Genomic DNA, 13,470 nt, shown 5'->3' with positions numbered 1-13,470 from the left:
CTTCGCGCTACCGCCTTGCCAGCACGGTGAGGAATTCGGCGCGGGCCAGCGAGCGATGCTGGCGCAGCGCCGGCCACAGCGCGCCCAGCGGGCGCTGCTGCTTGCGTGGCAAGGCCATGAAGCCCGCGTAGTCGATCCCGCGTCGCAGCGCCTCGCTGCTGGCGTACACCTCCATCGCGGTCAGCACCGGCGTGCGCAGCGCCTGCACGCTGCGGAATCCCGCTTGTTCCAGGGCCTTTCGCAGGGTGGGCAGCGTCCACAAGGTGAGGTGCCGCGGCGGCTCCAGCCCGCGCCAGTGCGCGCCGTAGCGGGCATGGCCGAGGCTGGCGATGTTGGGCGTCTGCAGCCACAGCGTCCCGCCCGGGCGCACCAGCCGATGCAGGGCCTGCAGCCAGGAGACGGGATCGTGCACGTGTTCCAGCACGTGGCTCAGGGTGACCCACGCGAAGGACTCGGCTTCGGTGGCCTGCAGCAGTTCGAGGCCACCCTGGCGGACCTCGAGTCCGCGCTCGCGCGCATTCGCGACCGCGACGCCGTCGAAGTCGATCCCGTGCACCGACCATCCCGCCGACCGGGCCAGCTGCAGGAAGTCGCCGCTGCCGCATCCCACGTCGAGGAGCCGGGCTTGCGCGCCAGCCGGAAGAAGCGGAAGGCTGCGCAATTGCTGCACGAGCGCATCGCGCAGCAGGGGAATGCACGGCACGACATACCGGCCCACCGGAAGCTGCGGCTCCAGGCGGGTGCCGAAGCGCGCGTTCCGGTAGCCGTTGGCGAGCGCGCGCAGCACGCGCGCGGCACGGCCGCGTGCCGAAGCGGCCGGACTCCGCCCGCGCGGATCGTCCGGCGCCGCATGGGTCAGGTAGCTCGCGTAGGCGCGGCCGATGCTTTCCTCGGTGGGCCGCGGGTCGAGGTAGTGCGTGCCGCAGGCGGTGCAGGCATGCACGTCCCAGCGGTCCTCCGAGCAGTGGAACAGTCCGTCCTCCAGGCCCGGGTGGACAAGGGTGCGGCGCTCCGTCCCGCAGACCGGGCAACGGCCGGGAGATTCCAGTTCCCTGGCGGGCCAGCGCTCGCGCATCACGTTCTTCAGCTGCGGCTCCACGCGAGCAGGCCCAGCACGCCGGCGAGCGCGAGGCTCGCTGCCAGGGAGGTGCGCAGCAGGTGCTGCCAGGCCGGCGCCGCTTTCCACGCGCAGGCGTGCAGCAGCAGCGCATCCACCGTGACGCGCAAGGTCCACACGAAGGCTGCACCGGCGATGCCGAAGCGCTCGAGCGCCCACCACAGAGCGAGCAGGTAGGGTGCGAGCTGCAGCAGGTGCAGCCAGGCGATGACGTCGGTGCGGCCCTTGCTCTGGAGCAGCGTGAGCGGCAGGTGCGCCAGGCCGTTCACGGCCACGCCCACGATCAGCCACTGCCACACCGGTGCACTGGCGCTGGCCAGCTCGGGGCCGACCCACAGGCGCAGCACCAGCGGCCCGAGCCATGCGCCCAGCGCCATGGCAGGCAGCCACGCCAGCAGCAGCAACTGCAGCGTCTTGCGGGCGGTCGCATACGCCTGCGTGGCCGGACGGTCGTCGCCCATGCCCTGCGCCTGCACGAACAGCGGGAACAGGACCGACATGATCGCGATGGGGAACAGCGGCAGGCGCGTGAGGACGTCGAAAGGCACGGTGTAGTGCGTCACGGCGGCGGCGGAGATCACCGCCGCGATGGCGAAGCGATCCAGGTACACGAACAGCGGTCCGACCACCTGGCTCACCGTCATCCAGCCGCCGAACTTCAGGAGGCCGCGCACATCGGCGGCGGGCAGGGGGGCGGCACGGGGCGCGAAGCGGTCGCGCGTCTCCCAGGCGAGGACGGTGGCCGCGGCCATGCGCGCCAGCAGCAGGCTGCAGAAGATCCAGGCGATGTCGGGCGTGAGCAGCGATGCGAGCAGCGGCCCGGCATAGGTCGCGATCCCCAACGGGATGCGCACGATGTTCACGTTGACGAAGCGGCTGTGCGCTTCCAGGATGCCCGCGCTGCTGTTGAACCACAGCGTGAAGGGGATGCACAGCACCAGCAGGGTCCACGCGATGCCCGGTGCCGCCGTCTGCGTGGACAGGACGGGCCAGCGTGCGGCGACCACGGGATAGAGCGCCAGCAGCAGCACCGTCCACAGCAGCCCCAGCCCCAGCATCAGCCGGCGCCCGGTGTGCGCCAGGGCGGCGGTGGCCTGCGGGTCGTGGTCCTGCGCCTTGCGGGCGATGTGCATGGTCAGGGCCCGGCCGATGCCCAGGTCCAGCACGCTGAAGTAGCCGACCACCGTCCAGCCGAGGGCGAGGGTGGCGAAACCCTCCTGGCCCAGGTGCCGCACGAGCGCAGGAATGGCCAGCACGCCCACCAGCACCGGAACCGCGATGCCGCCCACGTTGAGGGCGACGTTGAGGGTGTGCCGCCTGGGCAGCGCCGGAGCGGATGCGAGCTGCTTCTGGAGGGTCATGCAGTGGAAGGGAAGCGGGGCAGCGTCGGCACCGGCGTGCCACGCCAGTCGGGAGGCCCGATTCTAGGGGGCGCGCACGAGCTGCCCGCGACGATGGAAGACAATCGACGGCTACGCCCATGTCCCTGCGCCGCCTCCCGCCCTTCGACCTGACCCACGCCCTGCAGGCGCTCGTGGACGTGTTCCTGCTGCTGCTCGCGTGGGCGCTGGCGTTCTGGCTGCGCTTCAACCTCGACGTGCCGCAGGAGTACCTCGACCTCGCGGTGATCTCGGCCCCCGTGTGCGTGCTGGCCCACGGTCTCACGCTGGGCGCCATGCGCGTGCACCGGCAGGTCTGGGACTTCATCGGCCTGCCGGACCTGCGCCAGCTCACGCTGGGCGTGCTCCTGGGCGGCCTGGTGACGGCGATGGCGGTGATGATGTTTCGCCTGCCCCTGTTCCCGCGCTCGGTGCTGCTGCTGCATCCGGTGCTCGCCCTGGTGCTGCTGGGCGCGGTGCGCGCGGCCTGGCGCACGGTGGTGGAGCACCTGGGCACCGGCCGCGCCGACAAGCAGCCGCTGGTCGTCGTGGGCAGCCTGCAGGATGCATCCGGCGCGCTGCGGGCCCTCAAGGGCGCCGGCGCCTGGGAACCGGTGGCCATCCTGTCGCCCTTGCGTGCCGAGGTCGGACGGGCGCTGCAGAGCGTGCGCGTGCTCGGGACGGTCAGCGAACTGCGCGACGTGTGCGAGTTCGTTCATGCCCAGACCGTCCTCGTCGCCAGCGCTCCGGGTTCCGCCGAGCGACGGGAAGCGCTGATGCTGGCCGCCGACGCCGGCACCCGGCTGCTGCACATGCCGCGCGCGGACGAATGGCTCAACCCGCACCCGGAGGCCGTGCGCCAGGTGGAGCTGGAAGACCTGCTCGGACGCGAGCCGGTCGCCCTCGACGTCGCCGGGCTGGCGGAGCTGTTTTCCGGTCGCACCGTGCTGGTGACCGGTGCCGGCGGCTCCATCGGCTCCGAGCTGTGCCGGCAGATCGCGCGCTTCGGCGCCGCGCGGCTGGTCTGCGTCGACGTCTCCGAATACAGCATCTACGCGCTGGAACAGGAACTGCGCCAGGCGCATCCGCGCATGGAGGGCGTGTACTACACGGCCAACGTGCGCGATTTCGGGCGGCTGCGCGCGATCGCCTGCGAGCAGCAGCCGACGGTGGTGTTCCACGCGGCGGCGTACAAGCATGTGCCGCTGATGGAGGAGCACAACGCGATCGAGGCGCTGCGCACCAACGTGCTGGGCACCGTGCAGGCGGCCCGCGCGGCGGCGGCCTGCGGCGCCCGCCGCTTCGTGATGATCTCCACCGACAAGGCCGTCAATCCGACCAACGTGATGGGCGCGAGCAAGCGGCTCGCCGAGCTGATGGTGCAGGCGATCGCGGTGCAGGAGCCGGGCACCCAGTTCGTCTCGGTGCGCTTCGGCAACGTGCTGGGGTCCAGCGGCTCGGTGGTGCCGCTGTTCACGCGCCAGATCGCGCGCGGCGGCCCGGTGACGGTCACGCACCCCGAGATCGTGCGCTACTTCATGACGATCCCCGAGGCGGCGCAGCTGGTGCTGCAGGCGGGGCTCATGGGCCGCTCGGGCCAGATCTTCGTGCTGGACATGGGCGAGCCGGTGAAGATCGTGGAGCTGGCGCGCATGCTGATCCGCCTGTCCGGCAAGAGCGAGCAGGAGGTTCCGATCACCTTCACCGGCCTGCGGCCGGGCGAGAAGCTGTACGAGGAACTGCTGGCCAGCGACGAGACCAGCGAGCCGACGCCGCACCCCAAGCTGCGCATCGCCAAGACCGCCGGGCCGCTGCCCGAGGTGGCCGAGGTGCTGCGCTGGATGGAGGAGGCGGGGCCGCAGCCGCAGGTGGCCGAGGTTCGTGCGTGGCTGGGCCGCCGGGTGCCCGAGTACGCGCCGGCGGACTCAGGTCGTGATGCCGGTGCGCGTGAGGACGTCGCTGACCAGCTCGAGCCGCACGAGCGGGTTGTCCAGCTCCATCAGCCGCTGTTTCAGCGCCACCGGTAGCGGCAGCAGCTCGCACCAGCGGTTGGCGACCCAGGCGCAGTCGTCCAGGCGCCACGGCGGCAGCAGCGGCATGGGCCCGGGCTGGTCCGCCTTGAGCTGCAGCGAATGGATCAGGCGCTGCAGCGCATCGGCCGTGCCCTGCAGGTCCTCCGGGATCGGCACGTTCATGTCGGCCGGCAGGCGCTCGACGTCGGCGACCCAGAGGCCGTGGCGCAGCTGGTCGCTGGCGGTGATGCGAAAGCGCTGGGTGCCGGTGGCGCGCACGAGCATCAGGCCGGCCTGGGGCTGCTCGAAATCGTGGATGGTGGCCAGGGTGCCGACCTGCGAGAAGGCTTCCTGGGTGCCGGGCTGGCGCACTTCGTTGCCCCGGGTCAGGGAAACGACGCCGAAGGGCGCGCCGGCCTTGCGGCATTTGGCGATCATGTCGAGGTAGCGGACCTCGAACACGCGCAGGGACAGCAATCCGTCGGGAAAGAGCACCGCGCTGAGCGGGAACAGGGGCAGGGACTGCAGTGTCAGTGTGGCGGGCACGGGCGCTCTCTGTGGCTGCCGCTATGATCCCACGACTCTCCTGATCCATGTTCTTCCAGATCATCTCCTTCCTGCTCGACGTCGTCGCCGGCCTGCTCGGCGGCGCCTGCCTGTTGCGGCTGTACATGCAGGTGCAGCGGATCCCCTTCGGCAACCCGGTCGGCCGCTTCATCTTCGCGCTGACGGACTGGATCGTGGTGCCGCTGCGGCGCGTGCTGCCTTCCTACCGCAAATGGGACTCGGCGAGCATCATCGCCGCCTATCTCATCGAACTGGCGCAGTTCGGCATCCTCTGGCTGATGGCCGGCCGCAGCGGCGGCGCCGGGCTGGTGCCGGTGCTGGCGCTGTTCGGGCTGGTGCGGCTGGTGATCTCGGGCCTGATCGGCCTGGTGATCGTCTATGCGATCCTGTCGTGGGTGCAGGCCGATTCGCCCATCGCCGACGTGATCGACCGCCTGTGCGCCCCGGTGCTGCGACCCTTCCGCCGCATGATCCCCCTGGTCGGCGGCTTCGACCTGAGCCCGCTGGCGCTGCTGGTGGTGCTGCAGGTCGCCGCGATCATCGTCGCGCATCTGCAGGATGCGGTGATCCGCTGACGGCGCGTCGCGGACGCCGGGGAGCTTCAACGCAAAAGCCGCGAAAGGAAAAAACAAAAGCCGCAAAGAACCCCGTCCGGAATCCTTTTGCGGCTTTTGCGTAGCTTTTGCGGCTTTTGCGTTCGAACCTGTCCGTGCACGCGCAGGTCCGTATTTACTCCACCGCGTCCGCCGCCTGGCGCGTGAGCATCGCCAGGACGTTCGCGACGGTCTTGCGGAGTTCGCGGCGGTCGCAGATCAGGTCGACGGCGCCTTTTTCCTGCAGGAATTCGGCCCGCTGGAAGCCCTCCGGCAACTTCACGCGCACGGTCGATTCGATCACCCGCGGGCCCGCGAAGCCGATCAGCGCCTTGGGCTCGGCGATCACCACGTCACCGACGAAGGCGAAACCGGCGCTCACGCCACCCATGGTCGGGTCGGTCAGCACGCTGATGTAAGGCAGGCCCTTCTTGGCCAGGCGCGTGAGCGCGGCGTTGGTCTTGGCCATCTGCATCAGCGACAGCAGGCCTTCCTGCATGCGCGCGCCACCGGTGGCGGTGAAGCACAGGAAGGGCACCTTCTGTTCGACCGCCGTCTCCACGCCGCGGACGAAACGCTCCCCGACCACGCTGCCCATCGAGCCGCCCATGAAGTCGAACTCGAAGGCCGCCGCCACCAGGTTGATGCTGTGCACCGCGCCACCCATCACGACCAGGGCGTCGGTCTCGCCGGTGTTCTCCATCGCCTCCTTCAGGCGCTCGGGATACTTGCGGCTGTCCTTGAACTTCAGCGGATCCACCGGCACCACTTCCTGCCCGACCTCGTAGCGGCCTTCCGCATCGAGGAAGGCGTTCAGGCGGGCACGGGCGCCGATGCGGTGGTGGTGGTTGCAGCTGGGGCAGACGTTCTGGTTCTGCTCCAGGTCGGTCTTGTACAGCACCGTCTCGCAGCTGGGGCACTTGATCCACAGGCCTTCCGGCACGCTGCGCCGCTCGTTCGGATCCGTCGGCTGGATCTTCGGGGGCAGCAGTTTTTCCAACCAGCTCATGTGTGTGCTTTCCTTCGGGGGAATCAGGAGTCTAGCGCGACGCGGATCTCGCGCAGGAAGGACGAAATCGCCGGCAGGACTTGTTCACGCGGCTGGTCTTCGACCACCTGGATGACCTTGGTGCCGATCACCACGGCGTCGGCGACGCGGCCGATCGTCTTCGCCGTCACGGCATCGCGAATGCCGAAACCGACCCCGACCGGCACCTTCACGTGCTTGCGGATGCGCGGCAGCGCTTCCTCCACCGCGGCCGTGTCGAGGTGGCCGGCGCCCGTCACGCCCTTGAGCGAGACGTAGTAGACGTAGCCACTTGCCACCCGCGCGACCTGCTGGATGCGCTCGTCGGTGCTGGTGGGGGCCAGCAGGAAGATCAGGTCGAGGCCGTGCGACTTCAGCTGGCCGGCGAATTCCTCGCACTCTTCCGGCGGATAGTCGACGATCAGCACACCGTCCACGCCCGCGGCAGCGGCATCGCGGGCGAAGCCGGCCTTGCCGTGCGCCAGTTCGTAGCGCTCGACCGGGTTCGCGTACCCCATCAGCACCACGGGCGTCTGGGTGTCGCGCTGGCGGAAGCTGCGCACCATCTCCAGCACGTGCTGCAGCCCGATGCCCAAGGCCAGGGCGCGTTCGCCGGCCTTCTGGATCACGGGTCCGTCGGCCATCGGGTCGGAGAAGGGCACGCCCAGCTCGATCACGTCGCAGCCCGCTTCGACCATCGCGTGCATCAGGTCGGGCGTGATGTCGGCGAAGGGGAAGCCGGCGGTGATGTAGGGGATGAGGGCCTTGCGCTTCTCGCGGGCCAGGCGCTCGAAGGTGGCGGCGATGCGGCTCATTGCTTCGGCCCTCCCTTCAGGCTCAGGCCGCGCATGGAGGGCCGGTCGTAGAAGTCGACGCCGGCGAGATCGGCCACGGTGCCGATGTCCTTGTCGCCGCGGCCGGAGAGGTTCACCAGGATGTGCTGGTCGCTGCGCATCGTCTTCGCCAGCTTCATCGCATAGGCGATCGCGTGGCTCGATTCCAGCGCCGGAATGATGCCTTCGGTGCGGCACAGGTAGTGGAAGGCTTGCAGCGCTTCCTCGTCGGTGATGCCCACGTATTCGGCACGGCCGCTGTCCTTGAGCCACGCGTGCTCGGGGCCCACGCCCGGATAGTCGAGCCCGGCGCTGACGCTGTGCGTCTCGATGATCTGGCCATTGGCGTCCTGCAGGATGTAGGTGCGGTTGCCGTGCAGCACGCCGGGCGCGCCGCGCTGCAGCGAGGCCGAGTGCTTGCCGCTCTCCAGCCCTTCGCCCGCCGCCTCGACGCCGATCAGGCGCGTGTCCGCGAACGGGATGTAGGGATGGAAGATGCCCATCGCGTTGCTGCCGCCGCCGACGCAGGCGATCACGGCATCGGGCTGCCTGCCGGCCAGTTCGGGCATCTGCTCGATGCACTCCTTGCCGATCACGCTCTGGAAGTCGCGCACCATCATCGGGTAGGGGTGCGGGCCCGCCACCGTGCCGATGATGTAGAAGGTGTTCTCGACGTTCGTGACCCAGTCGCGCATGGCCTCGTTCAGGGCGTCCTTGAGCGTCTTGCTGCCGGACTCCACCGGCACCACGCGCGCGCCCAGCAGGTTCATGCGGTAGACGTTGGGGCTCTGGCGCTGCACGTCGTTGCTGCCCATGTACACCACGCACTCGAGGCCGTAGCGGGCGCAGATGGTGGCCGCGGCCACGCCGTGCTGGCCGGCGCCCGTTTCGGCGATCACGCGCGGCTTGCCCATGCGGCGGGCCAGCATCGCCTGGCCGATCACGTTGTTGATCTTGTGGGCGCCGGTGTGGTTGAGGTCTTCGCGCTTGAGGTAGATCTGCGCGCCGCCCTGCTCGCGCGACATGCGCTCGGCGTGGTACACGGGCGAGGGCCGGCCGACGAAGTGCTTGAGCTCGTAGTTGAATTCGCGCAGGAACTCGGGGTCGTTCTGGTACCTGGCATACGCCTCGCGCAGTTCCGCGATGGCGTGGGTCAGCGTCTCGCTGACGAAGCTGCCGCCGTAGATGCCGAAGTGGCCGGTGGCGTCAGGCTGCTGGTAGGTGGGCATTCCGGGACCTTGAAAGGAGCACGTCGGCGCCGCGCACGGCAGCGACGAACTGGGAGATCAGGCCGGCGTCCTTGATGCCCTTGGCGGACTCGACGCCGGAACTCACGTCAACGGCCAGCGTGGTGAAGCGCGGCCGCACCTGCGCGATGCCATCGGCCACGTTTGCAGGTGTGAGCCCACCAGACAAAACGGCGTGACAGCTGACGTTTGGTGGCAGGCGTGACCAAGGGAATGTCCGTCCGGCGCCGCCGTAGCCCTCGACGTGGGCGTCGAGCAGCAGGGCATTCGCCTGTGAGTACCTTGCGGCGAATTCTAGCAAGTCGAAGGCGGCGGACGCGTCGGCGGGGATGCGCGCGGCGCGCATCCACGGCCGGCCGGCGCTCGCCTCGGCGCAGAACTCCGGCGACTCGTCGCCGTGGAACTGCAGCAGCGCGTTCGGCACGCGTTCGCAGGCGGCCCGCACCACCTCCACCGGCTCGTTCACGAACAGCAGCACCGGCGTGACGAAGGGCGGCAGCCGCCGCGTCAGTTCGCCGGCGCGCCCGGCGCTCACGAAGCGCGGGCTTTTCGGGTACAGCACCAGCCCGATCGCGTCCGCGCCGGCGGCCACGGCCGCATCCACGTCCTGCTCGCGCGTGAGGCCGCAGATCTTGATGCGGGTGCGGTGGTCCAGCGGGCTCGTCATGGCAGCCAATGATACGCAGCGGCCTGCGCCGGCAGCCCCCATTGTTCCTCGTACACGGGCCCGAGGAAGTACAGGCCATCGGGGGCGAAGGTCGGCGCGGCGGCGTCGCGGCTGCGCGCCGCGAGGACCTCGCGCATCCACTCCGGCGGGCGGGCACCTTGGCCGACGTGGATGAGGCAGCCCATGATGTTGCGGATCATGTGGTGCAGGAAGGCGTTGGCCTGGAACTCGAAGCGCCAGTAGGGGCCGCGGCGGCTGATGGCGATTTCGGCGAGCGTCTTCACCGGCGTGGGCGACTGGCACGAGGAGGCGCGGAAGGAAGTGAAGTCGTGTTCGCCGAGGAGGTGGCCCGCCGCTTCGCGCATCGCCTCGCCATCGAGCGGGCGGAAGACCCAGCCGACCCGGCCGGCTTCCACGCTGGGGCGCACCGGCGCCTCCAGCAGCACGTAGGCATAGCGGCGCGCCCGGGCGCTGTTGCGGGCGTGGAAGGCGTCGGGGACGCCGCGGGCCCATTGCACCGCGATGTCCGGCGGCAGGAAGGTGTTGGTGCCGCGGACCCAGGAGAAGTCTTCGCGGCGAACGTCGGTGTCGAAGTGGACCACCTGCATCACGCCGTGCACGCCGGCATCGGTGCGGCCGGCGCAGACGGTGGCGACGGGCACCGTGGCGAAGCGTTGCAGGGCCGCTTCCAGGTGGTCCTGCACGGTGCGGCCCGAAGGCTGGCTCTGCCAGCCTTCGTAGGCCTGTCCGTTGTAGGTGATGCCGAGGGCGAGTCGCAAGGGGGCTTTGCGGCGGTTGGTAGGCTGGTGGTGAACCGCGTCAGCGCGTGAACCCCGGCGATGCGTGCCAGCGCTGGGGTTCGGCCTTCGGCGCTCACCGCAGCCTACGGGAGCAAGCCTTCCGCGGCGCTCAGCCGATCTCCGCCAGCAGCCGCTGCGCGCGCGACTTCAGGTCCCCCGACGCTTCGGCGAGGACTTCCTCGGCGAGGCTGCGCGCACCATCGGCGTCGCCGATCGCGTTGAATTCCTCGGCCAGCGCCAGCTTGGTGGCGAGCGGGTTGTCGGCGTCGCCGCCGGCCCCGGCGCCCAGGTCGGGCGAGAGGGTGGACGGCTGGTCCAGGTCGAAGGCCAGCGGCGGCATGTCGAGATCGGCGGACGGCACCTCGGCGGCCGGCGCCGGCGCATGGGCGGCGGGCAGGTCCAGGTTGAGGCCGGCCAGGTCGAATTCGAGCATGCCGCTGTCCGGCACCGTGGCCGGCGCGACCGCCACCGGCGGCGGCACCACCACGGGCGGCGGCGGCGTGAAGTCGAGGCTGTTGTCGTCGTCCAGGGACGGCGTTTCGATCCGCACCGGCTCGGGTTCCGGCGCGCTGAAGTTCACGTTCAGGGGTTCGGGTTCGGCGCGACCGAAGACGGGCTCGGCCGCGTGCGGCTGGAGCGTCTCGGGCTCGTCGTCACCGAGCGAGAAGTCGAGATCCAGGTCGACGTCGTGTGCCGGCGCGGGAGGTGCCACGTGGGTCTGCGTGGCGCCGAAGGCATGGGCGCCGGCCCCCACGGCTGCAGCCGCAGCGGCTGTCGCGACGCCCGCACCGGCCCGCGCGCCGGGCTGTCCGCCCGGGCGGTACAGCGGATTGGACGGATCGAGTTCGTGGCCGAGGTCGCAGATGTGCTCCCATTCCTGGCCGCTGCCCTGCGTCAGGTTGTAGGCCTCGGCCGCCACCGTCTCGAAGGCCTTGACGTCGCGCCGCTTGGCATAGATCTCGAGCAGCTTGGCGTGGATCGCCACGCGCTGCGGGTTGATGCGCAGCGCTTCCTTGAGGATCTCCTCGGCCTGCAGGTCGCGCCCGTAAGCGAGGTACACGTCGGCCTCGGCCACCGGGTCGACGTCGCCGGCCGCATCGAGCTGGCTGGGCGAGTACACCATCGATGAGCCGGTGGGATTGTTCGCCTCCGCGGTGTCGATGCGCTGGCCGCCGCTGGCGCCGAAGAAAGAATCGGGCTGCAGGCGGCTTTCGAGGAAGGAGCTGTCGACGGCGGCCGTCTTGCGCTTCTGCCGGAACTTGTAGAAGCCCAGGCCGGCGAGCACCGCCAGCAGGCCGACGACGAGCGCCGGCACCAGCGGGTTCTCCAGCAGGTCGTCGACCAGGCTGGGTTCGGGCGCCGGCGGGGGCGGCGCGGGCCTGCGCACCGGCGGCTTCACGGCGGCGACGGGGCCGCTGGCGGCCGGGCTCGTGCTCGCCGCGGGGCCGGAAGCGCTCGTCGTCGGACCCGAGGCGGTGGCCAGCGGACTGGAAGCGGTGGCGGCGGGGCCGGAGGCAGCGCTTGCCGCCGGCGGCACGCCCGCTGGCGTGGTCTGGGTGGCTGCGGTCGTCGCCGCGGTGGTCGCGGCAGGTGCCGCGGCCGGCGTCGCCATGCTGGCGGTCGGCGCGGATGCCGGGCGGGCGGCGGTCGCCGCGGCCGGTGCCGGCGTCGTCGCGGCCGGTGCCGAAGCCGGTCGTGCGCCAGCGGTGGCGGGCGCGGGCGTCGTGGTGGTGGCGGGCGCCGTCGTGGCGGTGGGCGCGGAGGCGCCACGCTGGGTGGCACTCACGCCGGGCGGGGCGGTGACGCCGGGCGGGGCGGTCACGCCGGCGGCGGGGCGGGCGCCGGTGCCGGCTGCGCCGCCGGTGGCGCCGGGGGTGCTGCCCGCCAGCCGGTTCAGCTCGGACAGGTTCTTGTTCAATTCGGCGACGCGCGTCGCCTCGTCCCTGGCCTGGCGTTCGCGCGCGATCTGGTCGGCGCTGCCGCTGCGGCCCTGCACGGCGCCCTTGGAGAGCGTCAGGCGATCGCCGGGGCCGGCGGGCGCCTTCTTGTCTTCGACTTCGGCCTGCACCCGGCCGGACGCTGCACGCCCGGCGGCCGGCGCGGCGGCGGTGGGCACACCCTCGGCCAGCCGGCGACGGAATTCGTTGAAGTCGCGGCTCTGCGCGACGAGCGTCTGATGGGCTTCCTCGTGCGGCACCGCGGCGGCCTGCTGCCCGCTCGGCATGTCGAGCACGGCGCCGGCGCGCAGGCGGTTGACGTTGCCATCGACGAAGGCATCGGGATTGGCACGCAGCATCGCGACCAGCATCTGGTCGAGAGAGACGGCGCCCGGCTTGTTGGCCGACGCCAGCTTGCCGGCCGTGTCGCCGGCATGCACGGTCACGCGCTTGCCCGGCTCGCCCGAAGGCGCGGGGGCCGGTGCAGCGGCGCGGGGCTCGGCCGGCGCGGTGGAGCGCGCCGAAGGCGCCGGCGCGCGGGCCTCGCCCGGGGCAGTGGCGCGCGCGGAAGGCGCGGGGGCCGGCGCGGGGATGGTGCCCGGCGTGGCCGCGGGACGTGCCGGCACGCCCTGCGTCGAAGGAGCGGTCTGCGCCTGCAGCGGTGCCTGGCGCGTGCTGGGCGGATCGAGCAGCAGCGTGAAATCGCGCTGGACGCGGCCGGTGGCCCACGTCGCCTCGAGGATCACGTCGACGAAGGGATCGTTGACCGGGCGGTCGCTGGCCAGGTGCAGGAAGTAGCTGCCGTTGGGGCGCCGCTGCAGCGTGATCTGCACGTTGCTGAGGGCGGGGCTGAACTCGACGCCCGCGGCGCGGAACTGCGCGGGCGACGCGATGGTCGCCTTGAGCGAGGAAACTTCTTCCGGCGAGATCTCGGGCAGTTCGATGTCCGCGCGCAGCGGTTCGCCCAGCGCGGATTGCACGGAGACGCGGCCAAGTGCGAGTGCCAGCGCATCGGGAGAGGCAAGGCCGAAAGCAACTGCCGCCGCGAGTGCCAGCGTGGACAGGCGTAACTTCGGCAAGCTCTTCTGTGGCGACGTCCCCACTGCTCGGTCGAGAGGCAGTTTTGTTCTCTTCATGCGGCCAGTTGCCCGGAGGCTATATTCGAAAAAGGACCATAGCAGCAACGTCTTAGGCTGACAAGCTGAGGCACCTCTTAATGTCCGGGAGCGCGGCGGGCGTGGCATGTGGGCGCTCGCATTGTGGTGGGGGGACAACGCGCCGTTACGCGGGG

11 protein-coding genes are annotated in these 13,470 nt (G+C 70.8%); 2 read left to right on the top strand and 9 right to left on the bottom strand.

What is annotated here, in order from left to right:
- Positions 1-7: 7 nt before the first annotated feature.
- Both JI746_RS13230 and JI746_RS13225 read right to left on the bottom strand, forming a co-directional pair.
- Positions 8-1,099 carry a class I SAM-dependent methyltransferase gene (locus tag JI746_RS13230; RefSeq protein ID WP_201690073.1) on the bottom strand — a complete coding sequence of 364 codons (1,092 nt, stop codon included), beginning with the start codon at positions 1,097-1,099 and terminating at the stop codon, positions 8-10.
- Positions 1,084-2,478, bottom strand: a complete 1,395-nt coding sequence (locus tag JI746_RS13225; RefSeq protein ID WP_201690072.1) for an oligosaccharide flippase family protein — start codon at positions 2,476-2,478, stop codon at positions 1,084-1,086. Before JI746_RS13225 ends, JI746_RS13230 begins: the two co-directional genes overlap by 16 nt.
- Before the next feature lie 119 nt (positions 2,479-2,597).
- On the opposite strand from JI746_RS13225, the gene JI746_RS13220 reads away from it, so the two are divergent.
- Complete coding sequence (locus JI746_RS13220; RefSeq protein ID WP_201690070.1) at positions 2,598-4,523, top strand: polysaccharide biosynthesis protein; 1,926 nt, start codon at positions 2,598-2,600, stop codon at positions 4,521-4,523.
- Here the strand turns inward: JI746_RS13220 and JI746_RS13215 are convergent.
- Positions 4,422-5,054, bottom strand: coding sequence for an LON peptidase substrate-binding domain-containing protein (locus tag JI746_RS13215; RefSeq protein WP_201690068.1), 633 nt, complete (start codon positions 5,052-5,054; stop codon positions 4,422-4,424). The genes JI746_RS13220 and JI746_RS13215 overlap by 102 nt on opposite strands.
- Positions 5,055-5,101: 47 nt before the next feature.
- Here JI746_RS13215 and JI746_RS13210 point away from each other — a divergent pair, with 47 nt between their 5' ends.
- Positions 5,102-5,650: a YggT family protein gene (locus JI746_RS13210; RefSeq protein WP_201690066.1), complete on the top strand. Its 549-nt coding sequence runs from the start codon at positions 5,102-5,104 to the stop codon at positions 5,648-5,650.
- A gap of 154 nt (positions 5,651-5,804) precedes the next feature.
- On the opposite strand, the gene accD is transcribed toward JI746_RS13210, so the two are convergent.
- From accD to JI746_RS13180, 6 genes are all read right to left on the bottom strand, one after another.
- Positions 5,805-6,677, bottom strand: coding sequence for an acetyl-CoA carboxylase, carboxyltransferase subunit beta (gene accD, locus JI746_RS13205; protein ID WP_201690065.1), 873 nt, complete (start codon positions 6,675-6,677; stop codon positions 5,805-5,807).
- A 23-nt stretch (positions 6,678-6,700) separates the two neighbouring features.
- The gene (trpA, locus tag JI746_RS13200; protein WP_201690064.1) at positions 6,701-7,510 is read right to left on the bottom strand and encodes a tryptophan synthase subunit alpha; all 810 of its coding nucleotides are present in this window, start codon (positions 7,508-7,510) and stop codon (positions 6,701-6,703) included.
- Positions 7,507-8,757, bottom strand: coding sequence for a tryptophan synthase subunit beta (gene trpB, locus JI746_RS13195; RefSeq protein WP_201690063.1), 1,251 nt, complete (start codon positions 8,755-8,757; stop codon positions 7,507-7,509). The genes trpA and trpB overlap by 4 nt, the downstream gene beginning before the upstream one ends.
- Positions 8,735-9,442, bottom strand: a complete 708-nt coding sequence (locus tag JI746_RS13190; RefSeq protein WP_201690062.1) for a phosphoribosylanthranilate isomerase — start codon at positions 9,440-9,442, stop codon at positions 8,735-8,737. Before JI746_RS13190 ends, trpB begins: the two co-directional genes overlap by 23 nt.
- Positions 9,439-10,221, bottom strand: coding sequence for a tRNA pseudouridine(38-40) synthase TruA (truA, locus tag JI746_RS13185; RefSeq protein ID WP_201690061.1), 783 nt, complete (start codon positions 10,219-10,221; stop codon positions 9,439-9,441). Before truA ends, JI746_RS13190 begins: the two co-directional genes overlap by 4 nt.
- 130 nt (positions 10,222-10,351) lie before the next feature.
- Complete coding sequence (locus JI746_RS13180) at positions 10,352-13,258, bottom strand: FimV/HubP family polar landmark protein (protein WP_236599819.1); 2,907 nt, start codon at positions 13,256-13,258, stop codon at positions 10,352-10,354.
- Positions 13,259-13,470 lie beyond the last annotated feature (212 nt).

Source organism: Ramlibacter alkalitolerans (assembly GCF_016722765.1).
Classification (GTDB): domain Bacteria; phylum Pseudomonadota; class Gammaproteobacteria; order Burkholderiales; family Burkholderiaceae_C; genus Ramlibacter; species Ramlibacter alkalitolerans.
The sequence above is the reverse complement of the archived record's forward strand: the minus strand, read 5'-3'. Positions and strand labels throughout refer to the sequence as shown.